Genomic DNA, 25,351 nt, shown 5'->3' with positions numbered 1-25,351 from the left:
GAGCGGGATGCGAGGGGCTCCCGGACCGGGATGCAAGGGGCGTTCGAGCGGGGATACTCCCCCCAGCCGCCTCGAACCGGAGAGCGCCCCCTCAACGTTCTTCCGTGCCAGTCACGTCGTGCTAGACGTATGCATCCTCACCGGCACACGGAGCGTGTGGAGTCGTGAAGGCGTCGGATCTGCTGGTCGCGTGTCTCGAACGCGAGGAGGTCGAACACGTGTTCGGCGTTCCCGGCGAGGAGCTCGAGGACCTCCTGTTCTCCATCCGGGATTCGACGGTGACGTTCGTCCCCGTCCGGCACGAACAGGGCGCGGCGTTCATGGCGGACGTCCACGGCCGCCTGACCGGCGACGCCGGCGTGTGTCTCGGGACGCTCGGTCCCGGGGCGACGAACCTCCTCACGGGCGTCGCCGACGCGCACCTGGACAAGAGCCCGCTCGTCGCGATAACGGGCCAGGGTGGACTCGAACGCCTCCATCAGGAAAGCCATCAGGCCATCGACGTGCTGCGGATGTTCGAGCCCGTGACGAAGTGGAACACGCAGCTCGACAGCCCCGACATCGTGCACGAGTCCGTCCGGAAGGCGTTCAAGGTGGCCGAGTACGAGAAACCCGGTGCGACGCACCTGGAACTCCCGGAGGACGTCGCCGCCGAGGAGACCGACGCGCGGCCGCTCGAGTCGCGGAAGGGCGTTCCGTTCGCCGCACCGAACCCGGATACGCTCGCTCGCGTCCAGGAGCACCTGCGGAACGCGGACCGACCGATCGTGATCGCCGGGAACGGCGCCGTCAGGACGCACGCAGCGACGCAGCTCCGGGAGTTCGTCGAGGCGACCGGCATCCCGGTCGTTTCGACGTACATGGGGAAGGGAGCGGTATCGGACGCGAACGAGCAGTCGCTGATGACGCTCGGGTCGGGAACCGACGGTGAAGCGACGACCGCCATCTCGCGAGCGGACCTCGTCCTCGCCGTCGGCTACGACATCGCCGAGCACGATCCGGCCGACTGGAACGACGGAACGCCCGTGCTCGTTCACGTCGACAGCGAACCCGCGGAGGTGTACGAGGCCTACGACCCGGACGTCGAGGTGATCGCGGACAGCGGTCGAACCCTCCGGTCGCTCACGGAGTGGTCGCGGTCCGCCGAGCCGTCCTTCGACCGGGAGTGGTTCACGGAGGGCAGGGAGCGAATCGTCGCGGGGATCGACCGGACGCCGAACGAGACGGCTCCGTTCACCGTCGAGGGCGTCCTTCCCGTGCTGCGAGAGGCGATGGCGCCGGAGGACGTGCTCGTCTCGGACGTCGGCAACCACAAGATGGCGATCGCACAGAACTTCCCGACGTACGAACCGAACACGTGCATCATCTCGAACGGCCTCGCGTCGATGGGGATCGCGGTCCCGGGCGGGCTGGCGGCCGACCTGGCGATCGACGCGAACGTCGTCGCGGCGACCGGCGACGGCGGGTTCCTGATGAACGCCGCGGAGATAGAGACGGCGACCCGGACGGGCTGTGACTACACCATCGTCGTGTTCAACGACGACGATTACGGCCTCATCTCGAAGAAACAGCGCGACCACACGGGCGAGTCGTTCGGGACCGGACTGACGAACCCGGACTTCGTGACGTTCGCCGAGAGCTTCGGCATCGACGGGTACCGGCCCGAGACGAGCGCGGACCTGCGGGACGCCCTCGAGTCCGCCATCGGCGGTGGCATGGCGCTCATCGAGGTCCCGGTCGAGTGAGGAACGCAGCGGATCGGGCGGCGAGGCGTCCCCGTAGCGTCACGCTCCGAGGCGCTCGAGAGCGCCTGCGGGCCCCTACTCGGGCGCGAACGCTTCGAGCGTTGCGTCGATCTCCGCGGGGCTGGCGGCGCGCGGGAACCCGATGGAGACGTTGTCGACGCCGTCGACCTCGGCGAACTTCGCGAGTTCCTCGCGGGCGCGCTCGGGCGTGCCGGCGGCGGTGAAGTCGTCGAGCATGTCGTCGCTGAAGACGTCGATGGCGGCGTCGCGGTCGCCGTTCATCCACTTCGCGGCGACGTCGTGCGCCTCGTCCTCGTAGCCCTGGCGAGCGAGCGAGTCGCGGTAGTACGTTCCCATCGCGCCGACGTAGAACGCGGCGTGCTGGGCGGTGAGGTGCCGGGCGCGCTCGCCGTCCTCGAGCGCACAGCACGTCAGGGAGAGCGTGACGTCCTGCTCGCCCCGGTCGTTGTCTCCCAGTTCCGTGCCGCGCTCGAAGTCCTCGATGCGGTCCGCCATCGCGTCGGGCGTGAAGAGGATGGCGTGCCAGCCGTCCCCGAACCGGCCCGCGAGCTCGACGGCCTTCGGGCCCATCGCGGCGACGTCCACGCGCGGCGCCGGGTCGGGTGCCTCGCAGCGCAGCCGGAACCCGCTCAGGTTGAAGTACTCGCCCTCGTAGTCCAGTTCATCGCCGCGCAGGACCTTCTTGACGATGTCGACGTACTCGCGGGTGCGTCGGAGCGGGTTCCCGAAGTCGATGCCGTGCCAGCCCTCGATGACCGCCGGCCCCGACGGGCCGATGCCGAGGCGGAACCGGCCGTCCGATACTTCGTCGAGCGTCGCCGCGGTCTGCGCGAGCAGCGCGGGCGACCGAGAGTACACGTTCATGATGGACGACCCGATGAGGACGTCGTCCGTGGCGTGCGCGATGCTCGTCATGATAGTGACGGCGTCGCGCCCCCACGTCTCCGGGAGCCAGACCGCCTCGTACCCGAGTTCCTCCGCGCGCACCGCCATGTCGACGAAGTCCTGCACCGAGTCCTGTGCCGCGACCGGCAGGTGTACGTGGTAGTCCGCCTCAGACATCGGGGCTCTCCATGATGTCCGGGACGCCCGCGACCGTCAGGCTCTGCCCGACCACGTACGAGGACGCCGGGGACGCGAGGAACTGCGCGACGTCCGCGATCTCCTCGCTCACGCCGATGCGGCGCTTCACTTCTTCCCTATCGACCTCGTCGGCGGTGACGCCCATCTGGCTCGCGACCCCGGGCGTGGCGACGAACCCGGGCGCGATGCAGTTCACGCGGACGTCGTCGTCCGCCCACTCGAACGCGAGCGTCTTCGTCAGGTTCTCGACCGCGGCCTTCGCCGCCGCGTAGTGACTCATCCACGGCGCACCCTGCTGGCCCGCGACCGAGGAGAGATTGATGACCTTCCCGGACGCGTCCTTCAGGTGCTCCTCGGCGGCCTGCACGCAGTGATACGTGCCGGTGAGGTTGATGTCGACGATGGTCTTCCAGCCGTTCGGGCTGATGTCGTCGAAGCCCGCCATGAACGACGCGCCGGCGTTGTTCACGAGGACGTCCACGCCACCGAACTGCTCGACGGTCGCCTCCACCATCGCCTCGACCGCGTCCCGGTCGGTGACGTCGCACTCGACCGCGTGCGCGCTCCCCGGTCGGTCCGAGTCGTTGATGCCGTCCGCGACCGGTTCGACGTTCTCCATCTCGCGCGAGCAGACGACGACGTCCACGCCGTCGTCCGCGAACCGCTCCGCGATTACCTGTCCGATCCCAGACGACGAGCCCGTGACGATGGCGACGTCGCCGTCGACGCTGAACTGGTCCGTGGCCATACCGAGGGCCATGGAACCCAGGACCAAAGTAATTTGCAATGGGTTGTCTGTTCACTGGTTCCGGTCGGCAGCGCCCGGCCCGGGTGGGCCAGCGGCGCGGCGCGTCGGCGACGACCGCGGGTCCGCGCCGGGCCGACGAGCGCGAGCGTTTCGAATCGAAGGTCATTTGCTGCGCGCTCGGATTGATGCTCTCAACGTGGCCTCCGACGACGACGAGAACCCCTTCGAGGCGTACCGCGTGGACGTCGACCGACCGCTCGGCAGATTGTTCCGCGAGTACGGCGTCCCGCGGTGGCCGTGGCTGCTCGCGGGCATCCTCTCGAACTTCGTCTCCCGCGCCGCACTCCTCGTCCCGCCGGTCGTCCTCGGCACCGCCATCGACGCCGTGTTCCGCGAAGGCGGCGCGAGCCGATACAACCTCCCGCTCGTCCCTGCGGGGATGCTCCCGAACACGCAGGTCGAGCAGTTCTGGTTCTCGGTGTGGCTCATCGTCGGCGCGTTCGTCGTCGGCACCGCCGCGCGCTGGGTGTGGGGCGTGACGATGAACACGTTCGCGCACGGCGTCATGCACGCGGTCCGCACCGACACGTACGCCGCGATGCAGGACCTCGACATGTCGTTCTTCGACGACAAGGAGACCGGCGAAGTGATGAGCATCCTGAACAACGACGCGTCGAACCTCGAGACGTTCCTCGACGACGCGCTCTCGGAGGTCCTCCGCCTCGTCGTGATGGTGCTCGGCATCGCCGGCATCCTGTTCTTCTACAACGCCCAGCTCGCGGCGGTGACGCTCGTGTTCGTCCCCCTGATGGGGGCGTTCACGCTCTGGTTCATGCGGAAGGCCGAACCGCGGTACGCTCGCGTCCGCGAGGCCGTCGGCGACCTGAACACGCGCCTGGAGAACGGGCTCGCCGGCATCCAACTCGTGAAGACCACCGGGACGGAAGCCCACGAGACCGGGCGCGTCCGCGGCGCCTCCCGCGAACTCTACGACGCGAACATGTCCATCTTGACGCTCTCGTACTTCTACCGGCCCGGGATGAGCTTCCTCGCCGGCCTCTCGTTCGCCGCGACGTTCCTCGTCGGCGGGCTCTGGATCTTCCAGGGGCCGCCCGGGCCGCTGTCGGGCGAACTCAGCGTCGGCGAGTTCGTCATCTTCGTGTTCATGACCCAGCGGTTCGTCCAGCCGCTCTCGCAGGTGTCGAACATCGTCGACTGGTACGAGAACGCCAAGGCGAGCGGGAAGCGCGTGTTCGGCCTCATGGACGTCCCGCCGCACGTCACCGAGCGCGAGGACGCGGTCGAACTCGCGGACGTCGACGGCCACGTCCGGTACGATAACGTGACGTTCACGTACGACGGCGCGGACGAACCCGTGCTCGACGGCGTGTCCATCGACGCCGAACCCGGCGAGACCGTCGCGCTCGTCGGGTCGACGGGCGCCGGGAAGTCCACGACGCTGAAGCTCCTCATGCGCCTCTACGATGTTGACGGACCACGTCCGTCAGCACGTCAGACACAATCTGACGACGTCGACGGACCACGTCCGTCGGCCAGTCAGACACAATCTGACGACGTCGACGGACCACGTCCGTCGGCCAATCAGACGCAGTCTGACGCTGTGAACGACGGCGCGGTCACGGTCGACGGGCACGACGTCCGCGACGTCACGCTCGCGTCGCTCCGCGAGCACGTCGGGTACGTCGGCCAGGACTCGTTCCTCTTCGACGGCACCATCGCGGAGAACGTCCGCTACGGGCGGTTCGACGCCGACCGCGACGCCGTCGAGCGCGCCGCCAGGCTCGCGGAAGCCCACGAGTTCATCGCGGACCTCTCCGAGGGTTACGACACGCGCGTCGGCGAACGCGGCGTGAAGCTCTCTGGCGGGCAACGCCAGCGCCTCGCCATCGCGCGCGTCGTCCTCCAGGACCCACCCATCCTCGTGCTCGACGAAGCGACCTCGGACGTCGACACCGAGACCGAACTCCGCATCCAGCGGAGTCTCGACGACCTCGCCGCCGACCGGACGACGTTCGCCATCGCGCACCGGCTCTCGACCGTGAAGGACGCAGACCGCATCGTCGTCCTCGAGGACGGCCAGGTCGTCGAACGCGGCAGCCACGACGACCTGCTCGCCGCCGACGGCCGATACGCGACCCTCTGGAACGTCCAGACCGGCGAACTCGACGACCCGGACGACGCGTACTGAGCAATCGATTCCGACGACGCGTACTGAGCAACCGATTCCGACGACGCGTACTGAGCAGTCGATTCCGACGACGCGTACTGAGCAGTCGATTCCGACGACGCGTACTGAGCAGTCGACTCCGACGAACCCCACCCGCCAGTCCATGGTCGCGCACGCCGACTGCATGGACACGAAAGCCGAGACCGGCGGCTTCGTGGAAGCGAACCGAACGTTTCTTGCATGAGTCGGTCGAGCGCCAACGATATGCGAGACGTTCAGGTGCTCTGCGTCGACGACGAACAGAGCCTCCTGGACCTCACCGAGACGTTCCTCGACCGCGAGAGCGACCGCATCAGCGTCGTCACGGCGACGACCGCCGACGACGCGCTCGACGTCCTCGCCGAGACCGACGTCGACTGCGTCGTCAGCGACTACGACCTCGAACACCGGACCGGCCTCGCGTTCCTGAAGACCGTCCGCGAGAACCACGCGGACGTCCCGTTCATCCTCTTCACGGGGAAAGGCAGCGAAGCCGTCGCCGCCGACGCCATCTCCGCGGGCGTCACCGACTACCTCCAGAAGGGCGGGCGCGAACAGTACGCGCTCCTCGCGAACCGCGTCGAGAACGCCGTCGACGCCGCCCGTGCGGAACGCGAACTCGAACGCACCCGCGAGAAGACCGCGCAACTCCACGGGCACGCCGCCGACATCGCCGGCGCATCGTCGCGCGACGCCGTGGTCGACGCCGCACTCTCCGCCGCCGACGACATCCTCGAGTTCCACGTCTACGGGCTCTACGAAGCGGTCGACGGCCGCTTCGAGCCGCTCGGCGCGGCGAGCTACGAACCCGACTCGCTGCCCGCGCTCGACGACGGCGTCCTCGGGAAGACCTACCAGCGCGGCGAGTCGTTCCGCGTCGACGACGTCACCGAGACGACCGACGCCGCGCCCGACCAGTCGTCGTTCCGCTCCGCCGTCTCCGTCCCCGTCGGCGACGACGTCGTCTTCCAGGCTATCGCCGCGGAACCGAACGCGTTCACGACGTCCGACCTGGAACTCACCGAGCTCCTCGCGACGCACGTCGAGCAGGCGTTCGAGCGCCTGGACCGCGAACGCGAGTACGAACGCACGACCGAGCAACTCCAAGCGGTCCTCGACAACACCACCGCGATCGTCTACATCAAGGACCGAGACGGTCGATACGAGCTCGCGAACGAACGGTTCCGCGAGGTCGTCGACGTCGACGGCGAGCTCGTCGGGCGAACCGACTGGGAGATACAGGACGACGAGTTCGCCGCGGAGGTCCGCGCGAACGACCGGCGTGCGATGGAGGAGGAGCGCGCGATCGAGGTCGAGGAGGACGCGTACCGGAACGGACAGCGACGGACGTACTACTCGGTGAAGGTCCCGCTGTTCGACGAGGACGGCGATCCGAAGGGCGTCTGCGGTATCAGCTCGGACATCACCGAACTCAAGGAACGCGAGCGCGAACTCGAGCAGGAACGGAATCGACTCGACGAGTTCGCGAGCGTCGTCGCGCACGACCTCCGCGGGCCGCTATCGGTCGCCGAAGGCTACCGCGAGCTCCTCGCCGCGGACCTCGACGACCCGCGGCTCGACGAGATCGCGGACGCGCACGACCGGATGACGGAACTCATCGACGACGTGCTCTCGCTCGCCCGCGAAGGCGACCACGACGTCGACGCGCACGACATCTCCATCGCGGGCGTCGCCAGTTCCGCGCAGTCCGCGGTCGACCTGCCAGAGGACGTCGCCGTCGAGGTCGAGGGCGACGGCGTCGTGAACGCGGACCCGTCCCGGCTCCGGCGCGTGTTCGAGAACTGCTTCCGGAACGCCGTCGACCACGGCGACTCCACGTCCCGCATCCGCGTCGCGGTCACCGAGGACGGGTTCGTCGTCGCGGACGACGGCGACGGCCTTCCGGCGGACGCGCGCGAGGACCTCTTCGAGTACGGCGTCAGCGACGGTGACGGCACCGGCATCGGGCTCGCGGTCGTCCGCGAGATCGTGCAAGCGCACGACTGGTCGGTTCGATGCACGGAGAGCGCCGACGGCGGCGCGCGCTTCGAGTTCACGACGGCGGAGCCGCCGCGGCCGCCCGCCACGCTCCAGGAGAACTGAGTCGCGACGGCTACAGGTCGTCGTCGTAGCGCGTGATGCCCGCGAGCTCCTCGCTGTCGGGGTCGCCGAACGCCCAGCGTGCGATGGAGCGCCGGTGGACCTCGTCGGCGCCGTCGACGATGCGGAACGCGCGGACGTTCTCGTAGAAATCAGCGAGCGGGAGGTCCTTCCCGATGCCGTTCCCGCCACAGACCTGGACGGCGGTGTCGACGGCGTCCTGGGCGACGTTCGCGGTGAACGTCTTCGCCATCGCCACCTCGATGCGGGCCTCGTCGCCGGCGGCGATGCCGTCGGCGGCGTGCCGGATCATCGTCCGTGCGGCGTGCAGGCTCGTGCGGTGGTCGGCGATCTCGTGTCGGAGCGCTTGCTTCTCGCTGAGGGGTTCGCCGAACGCTTCGCGTTCGCTCGCGTACGCGGTGGCGATGTCGAGCGCGCGGTCGGCCATCCCCGCGAACCGCATGCAGTGCGTGAGTCGCGCCGGCCCCAACCGGGCTTGTGCGACCATGAACCCGCCGTCCTCGGGGCCGAGCGTGTTCTCCACCGGGACGCGCGCGTCGTGGAACTTCACCTCCGCGTGACTCGACCCAACCGGCTCCCCGCCCGTGTGCGGGACGTCGCGGACGACCTCCACGCCCTCCGTGTCGCGCGGGACGATGATGAGGCTCGTGCCCTCGTAGGGGTGGGCGTCCGGGTTCGAGCGCGCCATCACGAGGAACACGTCCGCCTCGCTCCCGCCGGTCGTCCACCACTTGTGCCCCGAGATGACCCACTCGTCGGCGTCCTCGTCCTTCCGCGCGGTCGTCTGGAGCATCTTCGGGTCCGAGCCGCCGCCCTGCATCGGTTCGGTCATACAGAACCCCGAATTCATCTCGCCGCTCGCGAGCGGCGCCAGCCAGCGCTCCTGCTGCTCGTCGGTCCCGAAGTGCTCGAGCGTGTGCATGTTCCCCTCGTCCGGCGCGGAACACCGCATCGCGAGCCCGCCGAGCAGGCTCCGGCCTGCCTCCTCGAACACGGGGAGCATCGCGCGGAAGTCCATCCCGAGCCCGCCGTACTCTTCGGGGAGTTGCGGCCCGTAGACGTCGTACTCGCGCGCTCTCTCGCGGAGGTCCGCGATGACGTCGTCGGGAACGTTCGACTCGCCGAGGTACTCGCGTTCGACGGGGATGACTTCCTCGCGGACGAACTCGCGCGCTCGCGACGCCACCTCACTGCCGCGTTCGGGGTCGTCGTACTCCATGCGCGGACCGACGGACGCGGCCCCCTAAACGGTATGGCAACCGGTGACGCAAGGCGCGACGTTTCCGAACGCGTTCGGGTGGTCAGTCGTCGCCGGTGGCTGCGTTGGTACTGCTCGGGCGACCGCCGGTATCGCCGACCGCCGTCGTGTGCGTTCGCGCGAAGACGGCGACGTAGAGGACGACGGTGAGGAATCCGACGGCGGCCGCGAGGAACTGGATCGCGGGCGCGGGACTGGTGAACCCGCCGGGGAGGCCGAGCGCCTCCCAACCCTGGCCGACGACCGGGAGCAGGCGCGCGGCGACGAACCACGGCGCGCCGCCGATGACGGGCGTGGCGTTCGCGCGGACGATGGCGGCTGGGGCCATCGAGAGCGACGCGCGCTCGGTGCGGTCGGCGAGCGAGCGACTCCTGACTAGCACGTACCCGAGCGCCATCGCGACGCCCGCGTACCGGAGCGCGGGCCCGGCGGCCGCCCCGCCGAGCAGCGAGAGCGCGACCCAGACGCCGAGGACGACTGCGATCGGGACGCTCTCCCGGAGGAGCACTCCGGGGTCGATATCGACGTTCATGTTCGACCGTAGTCAGGACTACCCGAAAAGCGTGCCGTAGGGTCAAACCGTCACTTCACCCGCGGAGAATCTCCTGGAGTCGCGTCGTCAGGCCGCCGTCGTCGCCGAGTTTCAGATAGTACGCGTCGCCGCCGTCCTCGTAGTAGTTGTCGATGCGGCGCTTCACCTCGAACCCGAGGTGCTCGTAGAACTGCAAGGCGTTCTCGTTCGTCGTTCGCGCGTGACACGTGACGGTGCGGTGGTCGTCGGCGACGCGCGCGACGAGTTTCTTCCCGATGTCCTCGCCGCGGTGCTCGGGGGCGACCGCGAGGAAGAGGATGTAGCCGTCGCGGCGCACGGCGACGAACCCCATGAGTTCGGGCTCGACGCCGTCCGCGACGAACGCCTGCACCGTCGACCGACGGTAGGCGTCCGTGAAGAAGTCACGGCGCTGCTTGAGCACGCCTTCGGCCCGTCGAATCTGCTCCTTCAGTTGCCACGCCTCGGTCACCAGGTCGTCGTTCCCGGGACCGATGACGCGTGTGTCGACGTTGACGCTCACTAGGATGGGAATCCGAGACACACAGGTATAATTCCATCGGCACCCCCGCTCGCACAAGCATACGGTGACCGTCAGGTCACCGTTTCGGGACTACGGCTCGCACGAGTATACGGCGCCCTCCAGGGCGCCGTTTCACGCTGTTTGCTTGCACGAGCATACGGCCGCCGCCAGGCGGCCGTTTCAGGTTGCCCGCTCGCACCAGCGTACGGTGGTGGTGGTGTCGTCTCTGGGGGTGTTCGTGCGTGTGGTTCGGTGGGGGCGTGTGGGGGTGGGTGGGGCCTAACTGTGTCTCCCCAATCCCTTTGCTGGCTCGCCCTGTTGTGGGTGGTAATGGAGTCAGGGTCGGGTGGCGAGTACTCGTCGCCGCGTGAGGCTGGTCGGAGCGTCGTCGATTTGGTCAGGGATGCGTTCATCGGTGGGCTGGCGGTCGTGGTGCCGTTCGCCGTGACGGTGCTCGTGCTCGCAACGGTCGTCCAGTACATCCTGAACTATATGACGACGTTGCTGGACGTCACCGGGAATCAGGGCGCGAGCCCCATCCTCCTGGGGGCGGCGGTCGGGGTGCTGATCGCTATCGTGTTCCTCGTCGGGTTCCTCACGCAGTTCCGGTACGGGGAGACGTTCATCGAGTACGTGGACGCGGCGCTCGCGCGCGTTCCGGGGTTTGGGTCAATCTACGAGAGCTTCCGGGAGATGAGTGACGTGATGATGGAGAGCGACCAGCAGAGCTTCCGGGACGTGAAGCTCGTGGAGTTCCCCCACGAGGGCGCGTACACGCTCGGGTTCCTCACCGCGGAGTCCGCTGGGTCGTTGAAGGATGCGGCTGGTGAACGGGACCTGGTGACGTTGTTCCTGCCGCTCGCGCCGAACCCCGTCATGGGCGGGCATCTCGTGCACGTGCCGAGCGAGCGCGTGATGGACGTGGATATGACGGTCGACGAGGGCATCCGGACGGTCGTGACGAGTGGCGTGGCGACGGGGGGGCCGGACGACGTCAGTGGTCGGTCGAGCCTGTCAGCGGACGAACTTGAGCGGCTCGGAGCGACGTCGGAGGTGGCGGTCGGTGCGGAGGCGGCGCCGGACGGGCACGCTGGCGAACGGCAGCGTCGCGGCGCGAGCGCGGCGGAGCGCCGCGGTGCGTACGAGTCGTACGCGGAACCGGATTCGCCTGGCGAGGAGGCGGTTCCGTCCGGCGTCGAGTCCTATAGCGACGAGGAGATGCTCGGGGCGAGCGACGCGCACCCGGGGGACGTCGAGCGCGAGCGAGTCGAGGAGACGCTCGGCGAGGAGCACGCGACGCCGTCGGACGTCGCGGCCGGGCGGACCGAGGGGTCGCTCGGGAGTGACTTCGACACGCCCGCGGACGTCGATCCGGCGGATGCACCCAGTGGGCGGTGGCGCGACCAGACGCGCGACTCGGACGCCGGAGCCGACGACGCCGACGCGACCGACCCCGAACCGAATGCGGGTGACGGGACGGCCGACGACGACGCGTTCGTGGACGTCGACGCGTTCGAGCGCGACCGCGACAAGCCGTCGGGACCGACGCGTCCGGACGCGGACACGGACGCGGAGGGACGATGACGGGCGAGTTCGCGCTCCGCGAGCACACCGCGGACGTGGCGGTCGAAGCGACCGGCGAGTCGACGAGTGCAGTGTTCGCGGCGGTCGCTGACGGCCTCGCGTCCGCGCAGTGCGACGACGTTCCCGCGACGGGCGGAGAGCGGTTCTCGGTCGAACGGGAGGCCGAGGACCTCGACGGACTCCTGTACGACTACCTCGGACGCCTCATCTACGAGCGCGACGTCCGCGGCGTCCTCCCCGTCGACAACGACGTCGCGATCTCGCGAATCGACGACGAAGACGCGGCGCAGGCCGCGGGCGGCGACGAGAATCAGTATCGACTGGAGGCGACCGCTCGCGGCGTCGACCTCGCGGACGTCGACGCTCGCGAGGTGAAGGCGGTGACGTTCTCGCAGATGGTCGTCGAGGAGCGCGACGACGAGTGGTACGCGTACGTCGTCTTCGACGTCTGAGCGGTCTCTGGGGGGTCGCCCCACGAGAACCGTCGTGGTGCGTTTACGTTCTGGGACCGAACAGTGGACCATGAAGCGTCTCACGCGACGCGTCGGGTTGGTGCTCGCGCTCGCCATCACGGCCTTCGCCGGGACCGCGAGCGCGCACGTCCGGTACGTCGTCGACGAGCCCGCGGACGTCGCATCCATCGTCTCGTTCGTCGCGACCACGCTCGCGGTCCCGCTGCACGCGGCCATCCTCGGCGGGAGCGCACTCGCTGCCGTCGCGAGCGTGCTCGCGTACGAACGCGTTCGGCCGTTCGAGCGCGACCGCGCGCTGTTCGCCGCCGCGATGACGGACTACCGCGACCTCCTCCCGTGGCTGCTCCGACTCGCCATCGGCATCCCGCTCGTCGGCGCCGGCTTCAGCGGCTACTACTTCACGCCGCTCGTCGCGAGCGACGCACGACTCCTCTTCATCGGCCTCGGGTTCCTGCTCCTGTTCGGGCTCGCGACGCGCTTCGTCGCCGCCGTCGGCCTCGTGCTCTACGCGTACGGCCTCGGCGTCGAACCCGCGCTCGCGCTCCAGTTCGAGTACGTCGGCGGGTTCCTCGCGCTCGTCGCCGTCGGGAGCGGCCGGCCGAGCGCGGACGACGTCCTCGGACGGCTCGCCGCGGACGACGAGAGCACGTACGGCCGCATCGACCCCGTCCACGGTCTCGCCGTTCGGTTCCGCGAGCGCGTCGCTCCCGCCACGCCCCTGGTCCCCGTCGCCATCAGGCTCTCGCTCGCCGTGACGTTCGTCTACCTCGGCCTCGTCGAGAAGCTCCTCAACCCCGGGTACGCGCTCGCCGTCGTCGCGAAGTACGACCTCACCGCGGTCGTCCCCGTCGCCCCCGAACTCTGGGTGGTCGGCGCCGCACTCGCCGAGATAGCGGTCGGCGTCGTCCTCGCTGTCGGCCTCTACACGCGCGCGACCGCCGCGCTCTCGCTCGGCCTGTTCACGCTCACGCTGTTCGGCCTCCCCGACGACCCCGTGCTCGCGCACCTCTCGCTGTTCGGACTCGCGTCCGCGCTCATGATAACCGGCGCCGGCCCGTACTCGCTCGACGCCGTCTTCGGCGACGACGACGCGGACGCAGCCGCGACCGTATCCGCCGACGCGGCCGCGTCCTGCGACGAGCGCACGGCCGACGACTCGGCCGCGTAGACGAAACCTATTCCGCCGGCGCGACCGACTGCTAGCACATGACCACGTACGACGCCGACGGCATCACGCTCCACAAGGTCCGAGACTACGTGTGGGAGATCCCCCAGGACGAGAGCGAGGGGATGCGAGCGCCGGCGCGCGTCCTCGCGAGCGAGACGCTCCTCGACGAGATCAGCGACGACATGAGCCTCCAGCAGCTCAAGAACGCGACGCACCTCCCCGGCATCCAGAAGTACGCGCTCGCGATGCCGGACGCCCACCAGGGGTACGGGTTCCCCGTCGGTGGCGTCGGCGCCACAGATGCCGAGAACGGCTGTATATCACCTGGAGCTGTCGGATTTGATATAAATTGTGGTGTCAGAATGATGAAAACTAATCTCCGGTACGAGGACGTTCGCGGGCGCGAGGAGGAGCTCGTGGAGGCGTTGTTCGAGAACGTGCCGACGGGCCTGGGTGCGGGCGGTATCTTCGAGGGATCGGTGGCGGACGTGAATCGCATCCTCCAGGGTGGCGTGGAGTGGGCGCTCGCGGAGGACTGGGCGGTCCCCGAGGACCTCGCGCACTGCGAGGACGAGGGGAAGCGGCCGGACGCGGAGCCGTCGAAGGTGCCGGAGGAGGCAAAGCAACGTGGCCGGAAGCAGGTCGGGTCGCTCGGGTCGGGGAATCACTTCCTTGAGGTCCAGCGCGTGACGGACGTGTTCCGCGAGGACGTCGCACGGGAGTTCGGGCTCGTCGAGGACCAGGTCGTGGTGCTCATCCACTGCGGGAGTCGCGGGCTCGGCCATCAGACGTGTCAGGATTACGTGCGCGACATCGAGAAGCGTCACTCGGGGTTCGTCGACCAGCTCCCGGACCGCGACCTCGCGGCGGCACCGGCGGGCAGTCAGCTCGCCGAGGATTACTACGGCGCGATGTGCGCGTGCATCAACTTCGCGTGGGTGAACCGCCAGCTCATCATGCACCGCACGCGCCAGGTGTTCGAGGACGTGTTCGACCGGGACTGGGAGGCGATGGAGATGGACCTCCTGTACGACGTCGCGCACAACATCGCGAAGAAAGAGGTCCACGAAGTGAATGGGAAAGAGAAGGAGCTGTTCGTGCATCGGAAGGGCGCGACGCGCGCGTTCCCGGCGGGCCGCCCGGAACTGCCGGCGGCCTATCGGGACGTCGGGCAGCCGGTCATCATCCCGGGGAGCATGGGCGCGGGCAGCTACGTCCTGCGCGGTGGCGAGAACTCGCTGTCGGAGACGTTCGGGTCGACCGCACACGGTGCGGGGCGGACGATGAGTCGGACGCAAGCGAAGCAGGACTACTGGGGCGGTGACGTCCAGACGGACCTCCGCGAGCAGCAGCACGTGTACGTGAAAGCACAGTCGGGTGCGACCATCGCGGAGGAAGCGCCCGGCGTCTACAAGGACGTCGACGAGGTCGTGCGCGTGAGCGACGCGCTCGGCATCGGCGACAAGGTGGCGCGGACCTTCCCCGTCTGCAACATCAAGGGGTGAGCGGCGAGCGGGGGTTCGTCGCGCCCCGGCGGCGGCGGCCGCCTCACCGCGTCGCCGCGGGCGGGCCGCGTTCGTGCTTCGCGGCGAGGAACTCGCGTTCGTTCGCGCTGAGGTCGTCGCGGTCGGCGAACGCGTCGAGGCCCTCGCGGTAGCGCGCCGCGGGGTCGACGTCGCTCGAGAGGGCTTCGTCGGCGGGGTGTTCGAGGACGAGTTCGGCGATACCGGTCTCGCGGCCGGTGTACGCGAACCCGGTCTTGTAGAGCGCCTCGTAGCTGTAGGGGTTGTTGACGGCGATGCGGAGGCGGTCGTAGCCGCGCTCGCTGGCGGCGTCGCGGACGAACGCGAGGAGTCGCGGGCCGAGGCCGTCGCCGCGGCGGTCGGCGCGCACGGTCACGTACCGGAGCCAGAGCGTGTTGGCGTCGGTGCGGTCCTCGTTGAACGCGACCGCGGCGAGGACGTCGGTCGCGTAGTCGTCGCTGTCGCGGCCGGCGAACGCGTCCGCGGGGTCCTCGTGGGTTTCGGCGACCGGGTGCGGACGGTCGTGACAGACGGCCTTCCCGGTCGAGGACATCGCGAACTTCCCGGCGTACCCGAACTCGCGGTAGTCCAGGCGGAGCGTCGCCCCGTCCTCGGGCCAGCCGATGACCTCGCAGTGCACGCGTCAGCGTTGCTCGGCCAGCGTGGTGTGGCTTTCGCCCCGGCCGGTCCTGCCGTTCGTCGCGGCCGGTGGCCGTGTGTCCGTGGCATCCCGGAGGAACGCTTATCGGCCTCAGGGCAGACGGTGCGGGCATGCCTGGTGCACTTGTCGTGGCCGGCGACCGCGTGACGCTCCGGACGCTCGAGGACGAGGACCGCGCGTTCGTCCAGCGGTCGCGCGCCAACCCCGAGGTTCGATACCCCATCGGCAACCCGCTGACGAGTCGGACGGCGATGGAAGCCGGCGACGACGACGACGGCCACGACTTCCTCGTCTGTCTCGACGCCGACGATGCGGGACGCGGGGCGGCCGACGCCGACGACGTCGAGCGCCTCGGGACCGTTCACGTCGGCGAGGCGTCCTACAAGCGCCCGAACCTCGGATACTGGCTCGCCGGCGAGTACCACGGCGAGGGGTACGGGCGCGAGTCAGTGGGTCTCGTCGTCGACTGGACGTTCCGCGAGTACCCGACGCCCGCCATCGGCGCGGAGGCGTTCGCGAGCAACGACGCCTCGCGCGCGCTCCTCGAGTCCCTCGGGTTCGAGCGCGAGGGCGTCCGTCGGGACTTCATGTTCGTCGACGGCGAGCACCGCGACATGGTCTGCTACGGGCTCGCGCGCGAGGACTGGACGGGCACCGAGTGATTCGGCGCCGGCGGACGCTGACCCAGGTTCGCCGTCGGCGTTCGGTCGTGGAGAATCACCTATATGTGTGGCGCGGGGAGTGGGTGAGTGATGGAGACGACCCATTGCGTACACGTTGGGGATGCGCGGGACCTGTCGGGGCTCGACGCGGACAGCGTGGACCTGGTCGTGACGTCGCCGCCGTACCCGATGATCGAGATGTGGGACGACGTGTTCGCCGACCTCGACCCCGAGATCGGTGACGCGCTCGACGCGGGTGACGGTGAGGCGGCGTTCGAGCGCATGCACGACGTCCTGAACGACGTGTGGGCGGAGGTCGAGCGCGTGCTGGCGCCGGGCGGTATCGCGTGCGTGAACGTCGGGGATGCGACGCGGACCGTCGGCGACCGGTTCCGCGTGTACCAGAATCACGCTCGCGTCGTGGAGGCGTTCGCGGACCTCGGGTTCGACCCGCTGCCGGACGTCCTCTGGCGCAAACCGGTGAACTCGGCGGCGAAGTTCATGGGGAGCGGGATGGTGCCGCCGAACGCGTACGTGACCCTCGAGCACGAGTACGTGCTCGTGTTCCGGAACGGCGAGTCCCGGTCGTACCCGCCGGGGGACGACGCGCGCTACGAGTCGGCGTACTTCTGGGAGGAACGCAACCGGTGGTTCAGCGACGTGTGGACGGACGTGGGCGGGGAGCGCCAGACGCTCGCTGACGACGCGCTCCGCGAGCGGTCGGGGGCGTTCCCGCTCGAACTCCCGTATCGACTCGTCTGTATGTACTCGGTGTACGGGGAGACGGTCCTGGACCCGTTCTGGGGGACGGGGACGACGAGTCTGGCGGCGATGGCCGCGGGTCGGAACTCGGTGGGCGTGGAGCGCGACGCGGGGTTCGTTGAGGCGTTCGCGGACCGGGCGAGCGAGGCGCCGGCGGTGTCGCGGGACGTGAACGCCGCCCGGTTGGCGGCGCATCGGGAGTTCGTCGCGGACGCCCGCGAGGCCGGTGACGACCTCGGGTACGAGAACGAGCACTACGACGTGCCGGTGCGGACGCGCCAGGAGCGCGACCTCCGGTTGTACGACGCCGCGAGCGTCGAGCGCGTCGACGGGGGCGAGGTGGACGGGCGTACGGCGGTGGAAGCGGACGGTGGGTCGGACTCGTTCGGGGACTGCACGTACCGCGTGGTGCACGAACCGCATGATATCGAAGAGTAGCAGGTTCGTTCGGGTTGTTCGCGGGGACGGTTCCGCCGGGGTCCCAAAATTATAAATACCCAGCGTGCGAAGTTGTAAGTGAAGAAGACTGTTAAGCAGAATAGAAAATCTTTTCCGGTAGCAGCAGGTATCCTCTGAAGCCGACGAAGACCCACCCAAAACCCACGATTCGGTGCCGTACCGCATCCGTCCGACCAGCCACGGCCACCCCAAAATGACAGGAACCATAGACGCATCCGACCGCAGCGACGCCAGCCATCCCGAGACCATCGACTGGAACGCGTTCTGGCGCGACGCAGACGAATCCGACCGCGAGTACGCCACGCCGAGCACGCATCACGTCCGCGACCTCCTCGCGCAGTTCTTCGACGCGAAGGGCGTCCCCGAGTCGTTCGCGGACGTCGGGTGCGGTCCCGGCGTCGTCGCCTTCCACGTCGCCCGCGAGCACCCCGACACGACCGTCTACGGGTACGACGCCGCCACCTCCATCGTCGCCGAGAACCGCGAGCGCGCCGCGACCGACGAAATCTCGAACGTGCACTTCGAGCAGGCCGCACTCCCGGACCTCGACATCGACCGCCAGTTCGACACCGTGCTCTGCTACGGCACGATGAGCTACGTCGCCGACTCCGCCGCCGCACTCCGCGCACTCTACGACGCCGTCGAACCCGGCGGCCACCTCGTCCTCGGGTACGTCAACGACGGCTACCGCCGGCACCTCCAGCGCATCCTCGACGACCCCGTCGGCCACGGCAAGGACCCCGACGCGTTCGACGCCGCCGAGTTCGAACGCCGCTGGCGGCTCGTCCTCGACGGCGAGAGCACCCTGACCTACGAGGCCATCCACGACGCCGTCGGCACCTGGCCGCGGAGCTTCTGGGAGGTCGCCGACTACCCCGAGGAACGCTGGGCGTGGGAGGACGTCCCCATCGTCTGGCTCCCGAAGTGACGGCTCGGCCGCACCGACGGCCCCGCTGACGCGCAGAAGACATATGCCGGCCGTGACAGCAGTACGGCCCGCATGCCCTCCCCACGCCACTCTGGTTCGACGACGCCGCGTCGTCGACTCCTCGCCGCGGCGGCGAGCGCGACGCTCGCCACCGCAAGCGCCGGGTGTCTGAACGACGCCATCGGCAGCGACCCACAGACGCCCGACGACGGTCCCGCGATGACCGAACCGACGACGCGCGCGGTCACCGCCACCGGCACGTACGCGGACGCACCGAGCGGCCCGAAATCGTACCCGGACCGCCCGACCGACGCGAGCAAGGCCGCGAGCGTCGCGTTCGCCGAAGCGTTCGAGAACGCCCGGACGTACAACAGCCTCCACGAACCCGACGCCGAGACCGTCTCCACGAGCGCGTCGACGCACCACCATCGCGCGATGCACGACGGCCACTACGTGCTCGCGACCGGCTCGGGGTACGCGAACTACGACGACGGCGTCCACGCGGACTGGGGCCAGGCGCCGGCGGTGTACTACGTCAGCAGCGACCTCGTCGTCCGCACTGGGCGCTACCAGGACTACTACAGCGACTGCGAGGACGTGTTCGCGAGCGACGACCCGAGCGAGAACTTCGCCGCGGTCTGCGAGGGCGGCGACGCGGCGTTCCGCGCGTACAACATGCATCCCGACGCGCACACGCTCTCGGTGACCGTCGACTACCGCGGCGAGAACCGCGACGAGCGCATCCTCGAGGACGAGTACTTCCTCGGAACGAACGACGCGGTCGAACAAGGGAGCGTCACGTACCGCAAGGGCACGTACCGCGTGACGGCCGCGCTCGAATCGGGCGCGCAGGCGACCCAGGACTGGACGCTCCAGACCGAACCGACCTACGACGACCCTCCGCTCTGCGTCGTCGTCGGACCGACCGGCGGCCTGACCATCCGACGAATCCCCTTCGACGAGGTGTAGCAAACGCTGCTCGCTTTCGAGCCGCGTAGGAGTGCACCAGCCGGGAGTTCACCGAGCAACGCGAGGTGAACGTCGGCTGAGGCGCGACCAGAGTGCCTCGGGCGGAAATCGAACCGAAACCAGACGTGCTCTCCCTGCGTTCGCTGTGCGCGACTGGTAGGCTTCGATTCCCGTTTCGGCATTCCTCCCGGTCGGCTCGCGCGTCGCTGTCGCTCCGCGCTCGGAGTGTGCTGGAGAAGTGCACCAGCCGGGAGTTCACCGAGCACCGCGAGGTGAACGTCGGCTGGCGCACGACCGAAGGGAGTGCACCAGCCGGGAATCGAACCCGGATCATTGGCTTGGAAGGCCAAGGTCTTACCATTAGACCACCGGTGCGCTCGGTGTCGTGCGGCGGCGCGGTCGTCGGTGACCGTTGCGCCGGCACTCGTTTCGAGGGAGCCGTCGCTCGCATTTGATGGTTACGGTTGAAGACAGCGCGTGGTGCGCTGTGTCTCGGGAGCCGTGCGCGAGGGCCCCCGAGACGCGTAGGTCCCACACCAACGGGTGTGCGCACAGAGTGCTTCGTAGCGAGGCCTTAAGATGTTTTCCGTTCAGACCTGACGCTGGAATAACAATTACCGCTGGATTGGAACGTCTCCTCGACACTGAGCGCGCTCGCCGCGAGGTCGCGCTCGAACTCTGCGGGCGCGTAGATGTGGTAGAATCGCGGGACGGTCTCGCCGCCGGGGAGCGTCCAGTCGACGGTCGTATCGAAGCCCACGTCGTCGTCCGCGCTCGCGTCCTCGAACGTGTCGTGCGCCGTCGACCACGCGCTCACGAGCGCCGCGCCGTCCGGTGAGAGCACGCGCGCGAGCTCGTCGAGGCTCCGGACGCGACGCTCGCGGTCCGGGAGGTGATGGAGCGTCGCGACGTAGACCGCGAGGTCGACGCTGTCGGTCGCGAGCGGGAGTCGAGAGGCATCCCCCTGGACGAGCGCGACAGCCCCCGCGTACTCACGGTCGTTCGCTCGCTCCGCGGCCGTCTCGAGGAGCCCACGGCTCGTGTCGACACCCACGACGCGGTCGCACACCGCGGCGAGCCCCTGTGCGTGCCGGCCGTTCCCGCACCCGACGTCCAGCCCAAGCGCGCCGTCGCGGCCATCGAGGAACGACTCCACCTCCGGCCACGGGTACTCGCGCGTCGACGAGAAGTGCGCCGCGATCCGGTCGTAGACGTCGCGAGTGCGTTCGCGAGACCGATCCATGTCACTCGGTCCGGCCACGACACGCATAACGACCGCGGTTCAGATGAAGAGAAGGAAGACGCCGTACGCGATGGCGAGCAGGACCGCGGCGTGCTTCGCGCCACCGCGGATGTCGCCCGTCGACAACTGGCCGGCGATGAGTCCCGAGAGCAAGCCCTGGAGGAGCGTCGAGTGGAAGAAAAGCAGCGTGTACGCTTCCGTGTTCACGCCGCCGCCACCGATACCGCCGACGGCGCCCACGCCGGCACCACCGGTCGAACCGCCACTCCCCGTGCCGTTCAATGCCGCGCCCGTCCCGCCGTCGGGGAGGTTCGGGATGAGGACCGTCGACAGCACGCCGATGATGAACAGGAACACGAAGAACGACACGTACACGACGACCATGTACGTCAACATCTCCTGCTTCCGGCGCTGCTTCAGGCGCCGGTCCGCCTTCGCCTGCGACCCCGCGATGCGCAGCACGGTCGACAGGTCGCCGCTCGCGTTCATCGCCTTCGTCGTCAACGTCACGACGCGCGAGATGATCTGCGTGCGGAGGCGCGCCTCGAAGCGCTTGAGTGCGGTCTCGACGTCCGCGCCCCACTCGATGTCGCGCCACACGCGCTCTATCTCCGGGTCGAGCGCCCCGAGTTCACTCCGCTGCACGCGCTCGATGGACTGCACGACCGTCATCCCCGCCTCGTTCACGCTCGCCAGGCGGTCCATGAGGTCCGGGACCGCGGACTCGATAGCCTCCAGGCGGCGTCGATGCACCTCGAACGCGATGGCGAACGTCCCGACGACGAACAACGTCCCCTGCACGAGCAGGTCGTCGAACGCACGGATAGAGACCTGTCCCTCCACGAGCGTCTGCGGGAACCGGACCGCGGTCACCACGAGCACGATAGGGACCGTCACCCAGAACAACGCCGTCGGTCGTTCGATGACCGTTCGCCCGGGATTCCCGAGCTTCCGCCCGAGCCAGCGGAACCGACGATACAGGAGCAGGCGTTCCATCCCCGCGTTCGAATCCCGCTCGCTCCCTGCCTCGACGCCACCGTCCGACCGGACGTCCTTCGCGCGACGAACGTCCGTCATCGTCTCGATGGGGTCGTCGATGTCGTCGATTCGCTGTATCTGACTGATGGTGTCCGTCGCAGACAACAGGTAGATGATGAACAGGAGGTTCGCGCTCGGGACGATGACGTACACGAGCACCTGCAGGGGCTGGATGGTGTCACCGACCGCGATGCCGATGACGACGAGGATCGTGATGAGGAAGAGCGGCCCGGCGACGAGGCCCGTGACGTACACCTCCGCGAGCGTCGCGAGGAGGTCGAGTAACTTCTCCTGCTGGCTCTCGGCTTCCTCCTGGTAGTCCTGGTACTGTTGCTGGAGGAACGACGACAGCGACCGGCCGGACTGCAGGACGCTCGCGAGGTTCTCCGAGAACTCCTTGAACTGGCCGCTCGGCGTTCGATGCGCCATCGTATGGATGGCGGAGATCATGTCCTGCCCGAACATGTCCATGTTCCGGACGGCGACGTTCACCTCGTCGGCCGCGTCCCCGTACACCGCCTTGTTGTCCGCGAGGATGCGCATCACCTTCGGGAACTCCATCCCGGAGCGACTGAGCGCGTACACGAACGCGATTGTTCGCGGGAGCGACGCCTCGATGCGGCGCGCGCGCTCGTCGGCCTTGTACGACGGATACCACCACCGCAGCCAGTACGTCAACCCGCCGAAGACGATGCCGACGGTCGCGCTCGTTACGAGCATCAGCACGAACAGTTCGTAGATCGTCAACGACGGGAGACCCGTGAAGTTCGCGAGGACGTGTAGTTGCTGGGGGAGCGTGTTCGTGATCGTCTGCTCGTCGATGGCGAGAACGGCGAACGTCCCCCAGATGAAGTACATCCCGGAGAGCGACCCGACGACCGCCATCACGGCCGCGTAGAAGATGGTCTTCGCGGCGTAGATGCGGTACGTCGTCGACAGGTGCGCGGCGCGGAGCGTGTTCTTGCGCTGGGTCTTCTTCCGGTCGATGCGTTCGACGTACGACCCGAACCCGACGAGCGCGAACCGACTGACGATGCGGTTCGCGTACGCCCAGTACGGCGCGAGCGCCACGGGCAACGCGAGGAGGACCGCGATACCGAGCGGCACCCAGTTCGCCCACGACATCCGTCAGTCGCCCTCGGCGAGGGTCACGTCCAGTCCGTCGTCGCTGTCCTCGTCGTCCGCGGTGGTCGTCGACCCGACGACGTCCTCGATGCGGTCGAGGGCGCGCTCCGGGTCGGCGTAGTACTCGTTGATGAGCGCGGTGAACCGCCGGTAGTCCGTGATGTCGCGCTCCCAGAGGTACTCGAGGAACCGCCGGCGGTTCCGGAGTTCCGTGAGGAGTTCCTCCTGGTTCCAGCCGCGGTCCTCGCGGATCTCGTCCAGCAGCGAACTCCCCGAGGACGAGAACTGGTCGTCGTCGGCCGACCACGTGAACGCCGTCGAGTAGTCGAGTTCCCCGGTTCGCTGGTCGATGCCCTCGATCTCCGCGATGGTCTTGTTCCGGCGGACGCGCTCCTCGTCCATCCGCGTGAGCGTCTGCACGCAGAGGATGTCGAGGGACTGGACCATCGACCGCGGGACGTTGATCGGTTCGTTCTCCAGGCGATTGATGACCGTCCGCACCGAGTCGGCGTGCATCGTCGAGTACGTCGTGTGCCCGGTGTTCATCGCCTGGAAGAGCGTGATCGCTTCCTCGCCACGCACCTCGCCGACGATGATGTACTCGGGGCGATGCCGTAGCGCGGAGCGGAGGAGGTCGTACATCGTCACGTCGGTGCCTTCGTGGAGTCGTTCGCGGGTGATGCTCGACAGCCAGTTGTCGTGGTACAGCGAGAGCTCGCGGGTGTCCTCGATGCTGAGGACCTTCGACCGCGGCGGGATGAACATCGAGATGGCGTTCATCGACGTGGTCTTCCCGGACGCGGTCCCGCCCGCGAAGATGAGGCTCTTGTTGTGCTCGATGGCGAGCCAGAGGTACGCCATCTGGTCGATGTTGAACGTCCCGTAGTCCAGGAGGTCGATGGGCGTGAACGGCTCGTCGGCGTACTTCCGGATGGTGAACGCGGAGCCGCGCGGCGTGACCTCCTCGCCGAGTGCGAGCTCGGCGCGGGAGCCGTCGGGGAGCGTCGTCTCGACCATCGGATCGCCGATACTGATGTGGCGGCCGGAGTGCTGGGCGAGTCGAACGACGAAGTTGTCGAGCGCCTCCTGGTCGAACTGGACGTTCGTCTCGATGTCCGTGTACTCGTCGTGGTAGACGAACAGCGGGAGGTCGTAGCCGTCACACGAGATGTCCTCGACGTGCGGGTCGTGCATGACGGGGTCGAGCTTCCCGTACCCGCGGAACGCGCGCCACAGGTAGTAGTAGAGCTTGTAGTACGTCGTCATGTCGACGTCCGCGCCGTACCGCTCGAGGTGCTCGTGGAGCGCTTCGTCGAGCACGACCTCGGTGTCGTCCATCTCGATGTCGCGCCGGTACACGAGCGGGTCGCGGACGTCCTCGAACAGCGTCTCGAGGAGCGCGTGCTCGTACTCGTCGAGTTCCGGTTCGACGACGTAGTAGAGGTGCTCGTTCGCGTCCGTGTCGTGATTGATGGAGACGAACGCGAACGGCGGATTCACCCAGTACCGGTTCACCTCCTCGTAGCCGTCGAGTCCGTCGAAGTTCACGAGCCGGCCGTGCTCGTCGGGGTCGTACCGCGAGTGGTCGATGGTGGTGCCGCGGAGCATCTGGACGGTCCGGACGACGCGACGCTTGAGTCGTGCAAGTCGTGACTCCGGCGACGTGGCGTCCGCTGACTGTATCCGTTCGTGGGAGGGGGCGTCGTCGCGTCGTTCGTGTGGGTGTCCGGACATCGTCGAAGAGCAGGAACCGCAGGTTTCCGGGGTATAAGTGGAGCGTCGACTTAAATCAGGCGGCCATCTGGGTACGAGGAGAGTGCTATCGAAGCCGATGCCGGCGACGGGTTCGTGAGAGAAAGGCCCGCGGTCGCATCGGGCGGCGTACGGGCTCGCGGTGGTGTCAGGCGGAGTCGGCGTTCGCGTCCGCGCTGTCGACGTCGGTCCGGTCGACCCGGAGGAGGATGACGCCGAACGCGAGCTGGAGGAACACGCCGAAGGGCACGAACAGCGCTGCCTGCGTCGTGAACAGGACGTACGTCGCCCCGAGGAGGACGACGGCGACCCCGAGGAGGAGCGCGCCGAGGAGTCTGACGGGGTCCGTGGGGATGGCGTCGAGTGCGGCGTCGACCTCGAAGTACATGAGGAGGGACACGACGACGGCGACGGCGAGTAACGCGACCCCGACGAGCCAGAGGTCGTACCCCGGGACCTGCGAGAGCGCGCCGCCGCCGGCGTTCACGACCTCCTGGCGGAACTGGAGTGGCGTCTTCACGGACGTGCCACCGAGAATCTGTACGCCCAGCTGGTAGCGGATACCGACGAACGGGAATCGGAGGATGACGAGCGTGAGGTCCTGTCCGGACGTGACCGCGAACGACCCGTAGGAGATCGACCACGGGACGAGCGCGGACAGCCACGTCACGAGGACCGCGAGTTCCTCGGCGTACTCCGACTTCACCCAGACCATACGCACACGGGAC

21 protein-coding genes and 1 tRNA gene are annotated in these 25,351 nt (G+C 68.4%); 11 read left to right on the top strand and 11 right to left on the bottom strand.

Going from position 1 to position 25,351, the window contains the following annotated elements:
- Positions 1–164: 164 nt before the first annotated feature.
- A complete protein-coding gene (locus tag VYJ16_RS10650; protein WP_336350283.1) occupies positions 165–1,745 on the top strand; it encodes an acetolactate synthase large subunit in 1,581 nt (526 codons plus the stop codon).
- A 75-nt stretch (positions 1,746–1,820) separates the two neighbouring features.
- On the opposite strand, the gene VYJ16_RS10645 is transcribed toward VYJ16_RS10650, so the two are convergent.
- Together VYJ16_RS10645 and VYJ16_RS10640 are read right to left on the bottom strand one after the other, a co-directional pair.
- Positions 1,821–2,828, bottom strand: a complete 1,008-nt coding sequence (locus VYJ16_RS10645; protein ID WP_336350282.1) for a TIGR04024 family LLM class F420-dependent oxidoreductase — start codon at positions 2,826–2,828, stop codon at positions 1,821–1,823.
- A complete protein-coding gene (locus VYJ16_RS10640; RefSeq protein WP_336350281.1) occupies positions 2,821–3,597 on the bottom strand; it encodes an SDR family NAD(P)-dependent oxidoreductase in 777 nt (258 codons plus the stop codon). Before VYJ16_RS10640 ends, VYJ16_RS10645 begins: the two co-directional genes overlap by 8 nt.
- A gap of 196 nt (positions 3,598–3,793) precedes the next feature.
- On the opposite strand from VYJ16_RS10640, the gene VYJ16_RS10635 reads away from it, so the two are divergent.
- Complete coding sequence (locus VYJ16_RS10635) at positions 3,794–5,806, top strand: ABC transporter ATP-binding protein (RefSeq protein ID WP_336350280.1); 2,013 nt, start codon at positions 3,794–3,796, stop codon at positions 5,804–5,806.
- A gap of 243 nt (positions 5,807–6,049) precedes the next feature.
- Positions 6,050–7,927, top strand: coding sequence for a hybrid sensor histidine kinase/response regulator (locus VYJ16_RS10630; protein ID WP_336350279.1), 1,878 nt, complete (start codon positions 6,050–6,052; stop codon positions 7,925–7,927).
- Positions 7,928–7,937: 10 nt separating this feature from the next.
- On the opposite strand, the gene VYJ16_RS10625 is transcribed toward VYJ16_RS10630, so the two are convergent.
- The 3 genes from VYJ16_RS10625 to VYJ16_RS10615 form a co-directional block, all read right to left on the bottom strand.
- Positions 7,938–9,164 (bottom strand): acyl-CoA dehydrogenase family protein, encoded by a 1,227-nt coding sequence (locus tag VYJ16_RS10625; RefSeq protein WP_336350278.1) that lies wholly within the window; start codon positions 9,162–9,164, stop codon positions 7,938–7,940.
- 82 nt (positions 9,165–9,246) lie between these two features.
- Positions 9,247–9,735, bottom strand: coding sequence for a hypothetical protein (locus VYJ16_RS10620; RefSeq protein WP_336350277.1), 489 nt, complete (start codon positions 9,733–9,735; stop codon positions 9,247–9,249).
- 55 nt (positions 9,736–9,790) lie between these two features.
- Positions 9,791–10,276: a GNAT family N-acetyltransferase gene (locus tag VYJ16_RS10615; protein WP_336350276.1), complete on the bottom strand. Its 486-nt coding sequence runs from the start codon at positions 10,274–10,276 to the stop codon at positions 9,791–9,793.
- 330 nt (positions 10,277–10,606) lie between these two features.
- Between VYJ16_RS10615 and VYJ16_RS10610 the strand changes: the two genes are divergently transcribed.
- The 4 genes from VYJ16_RS10610 (at position 10,607) to VYJ16_RS10595 (ending at position 15,006) form a co-directional block, all read left to right on the top strand.
- Entirely contained in the window at positions 10,607–11,860 is a 1,254-nt protein-coding gene (locus VYJ16_RS10610) for a DUF502 domain-containing protein (protein WP_336350275.1), read from the top strand.
- Positions 11,857–12,312: an archease gene (locus VYJ16_RS10605; RefSeq protein ID WP_336350274.1), complete on the top strand. Its 456-nt coding sequence runs from the start codon at positions 11,857–11,859 to the stop codon at positions 12,310–12,312. The genes VYJ16_RS10610 and VYJ16_RS10605 overlap by 4 nt, the downstream gene beginning before the upstream one ends.
- A 70-nt stretch (positions 12,313–12,382) precedes the next feature.
- Entirely contained in the window at positions 12,383–13,501 is a 1,119-nt protein-coding gene (locus VYJ16_RS10600; protein WP_336350273.1) for a DoxX family protein, read from the top strand.
- Positions 13,502–13,539: 38 nt separating this feature from the next.
- Positions 13,540–15,006 (top strand): RtcB family protein, encoded by a 1,467-nt coding sequence (locus VYJ16_RS10595; RefSeq protein WP_336350272.1) that lies wholly within the window; start codon positions 13,540–13,542, stop codon positions 15,004–15,006.
- Positions 15,007–15,049: 43 nt separating this feature from the next.
- Here the strand turns inward: VYJ16_RS10595 and VYJ16_RS10590 are convergent, their stop codons facing one another.
- On the bottom strand, positions 15,050–15,664 hold the full coding sequence (locus VYJ16_RS10590; protein WP_336350271.1) for a GNAT family N-acetyltransferase: 615 nt from the start codon (positions 15,662–15,664) through the stop codon (positions 15,050–15,052).
- Between the two features lie 131 nt (positions 15,665–15,795).
- Here VYJ16_RS10590 and VYJ16_RS10585 point away from each other — a divergent pair, with 131 nt between their 5' ends.
- From VYJ16_RS10585 to VYJ16_RS10570, 4 genes are all read left to right on the top strand, one after another.
- Positions 15,796–16,347, top strand: coding sequence for a GNAT family N-acetyltransferase (locus VYJ16_RS10585; protein WP_336350270.1), 552 nt, complete (start codon positions 15,796–15,798; stop codon positions 16,345–16,347).
- A gap of 90 nt (positions 16,348–16,437) precedes the next feature.
- Positions 16,438–17,547: a DNA-methyltransferase gene (locus tag VYJ16_RS10580; RefSeq protein ID WP_336350269.1), complete on the top strand. Its 1,110-nt coding sequence runs from the start codon at positions 16,438–16,440 to the stop codon at positions 17,545–17,547.
- A gap of 214 nt (positions 17,548–17,761) precedes the next feature.
- On the top strand, positions 17,762–18,496 hold the full coding sequence (locus tag VYJ16_RS10575; RefSeq protein ID WP_336350268.1) for a class I SAM-dependent methyltransferase: 735 nt from the start codon (positions 17,762–17,764) through the stop codon (positions 18,494–18,496).
- Between the two features lie 72 nt (positions 18,497–18,568).
- Positions 18,569–19,465, top strand: coding sequence for an Ig-like domain-containing protein (locus tag VYJ16_RS10570; RefSeq protein ID WP_336350267.1), 897 nt, complete (start codon positions 18,569–18,571; stop codon positions 19,463–19,465).
- Between the two features lie 304 nt (positions 19,466–19,769).
- Here VYJ16_RS10570 and VYJ16_RS10565 read toward each other — a convergent pair.
- From VYJ16_RS10565 to VYJ16_RS10545, 5 genes are all read right to left on the bottom strand, one after another.
- Positions 19,770–19,840, bottom strand: a tRNA-Gly gene (locus VYJ16_RS10565).
- A gap of 199 nt (positions 19,841–20,039) precedes the next feature.
- Positions 20,040–20,708 (bottom strand): class I SAM-dependent methyltransferase, encoded by a 669-nt coding sequence (locus VYJ16_RS10560; protein WP_336350266.1) that lies wholly within the window; start codon positions 20,706–20,708, stop codon positions 20,040–20,042.
- Between the two features lie 39 nt (positions 20,709–20,747).
- Positions 20,748–22,871 (bottom strand): type II secretion system F family protein, encoded by a 2,124-nt coding sequence (locus VYJ16_RS10555; protein ID WP_336350265.1) that lies wholly within the window; start codon positions 22,869–22,871, stop codon positions 20,748–20,750.
- A gap of 3 nt (positions 22,872–22,874) precedes the next feature.
- The gene (locus tag VYJ16_RS10550; RefSeq protein WP_336350264.1) at positions 22,875–24,605 is read right to left on the bottom strand and encodes a type II/IV secretion system ATPase subunit; all 1,731 of its coding nucleotides are present in this window, start codon (positions 24,603–24,605) and stop codon (positions 22,875–22,877) included.
- Positions 24,606–24,771: 166 nt separating this feature from the next.
- Positions 24,772–25,338 (bottom strand): DUF7549 family protein, encoded by a 567-nt coding sequence (locus VYJ16_RS10545; RefSeq protein ID WP_336350263.1) that lies wholly within the window; start codon positions 25,336–25,338, stop codon positions 24,772–24,774.
- Between the last annotated feature and the right edge of the window lie 13 nt (positions 25,339–25,351).

The sequence above is a fragment of the Halorubellus litoreus genome, from assembly GCF_037081675.1.
Taxonomy (GTDB): domain Archaea; phylum Halobacteriota; class Halobacteria; order Halobacteriales; family Natrialbaceae; genus Halorubellus; species Halorubellus litoreus.
Note: the sequence above shows the minus strand (reverse complement) of the source record. Positions and strands in the feature narration are given on the sequence as shown.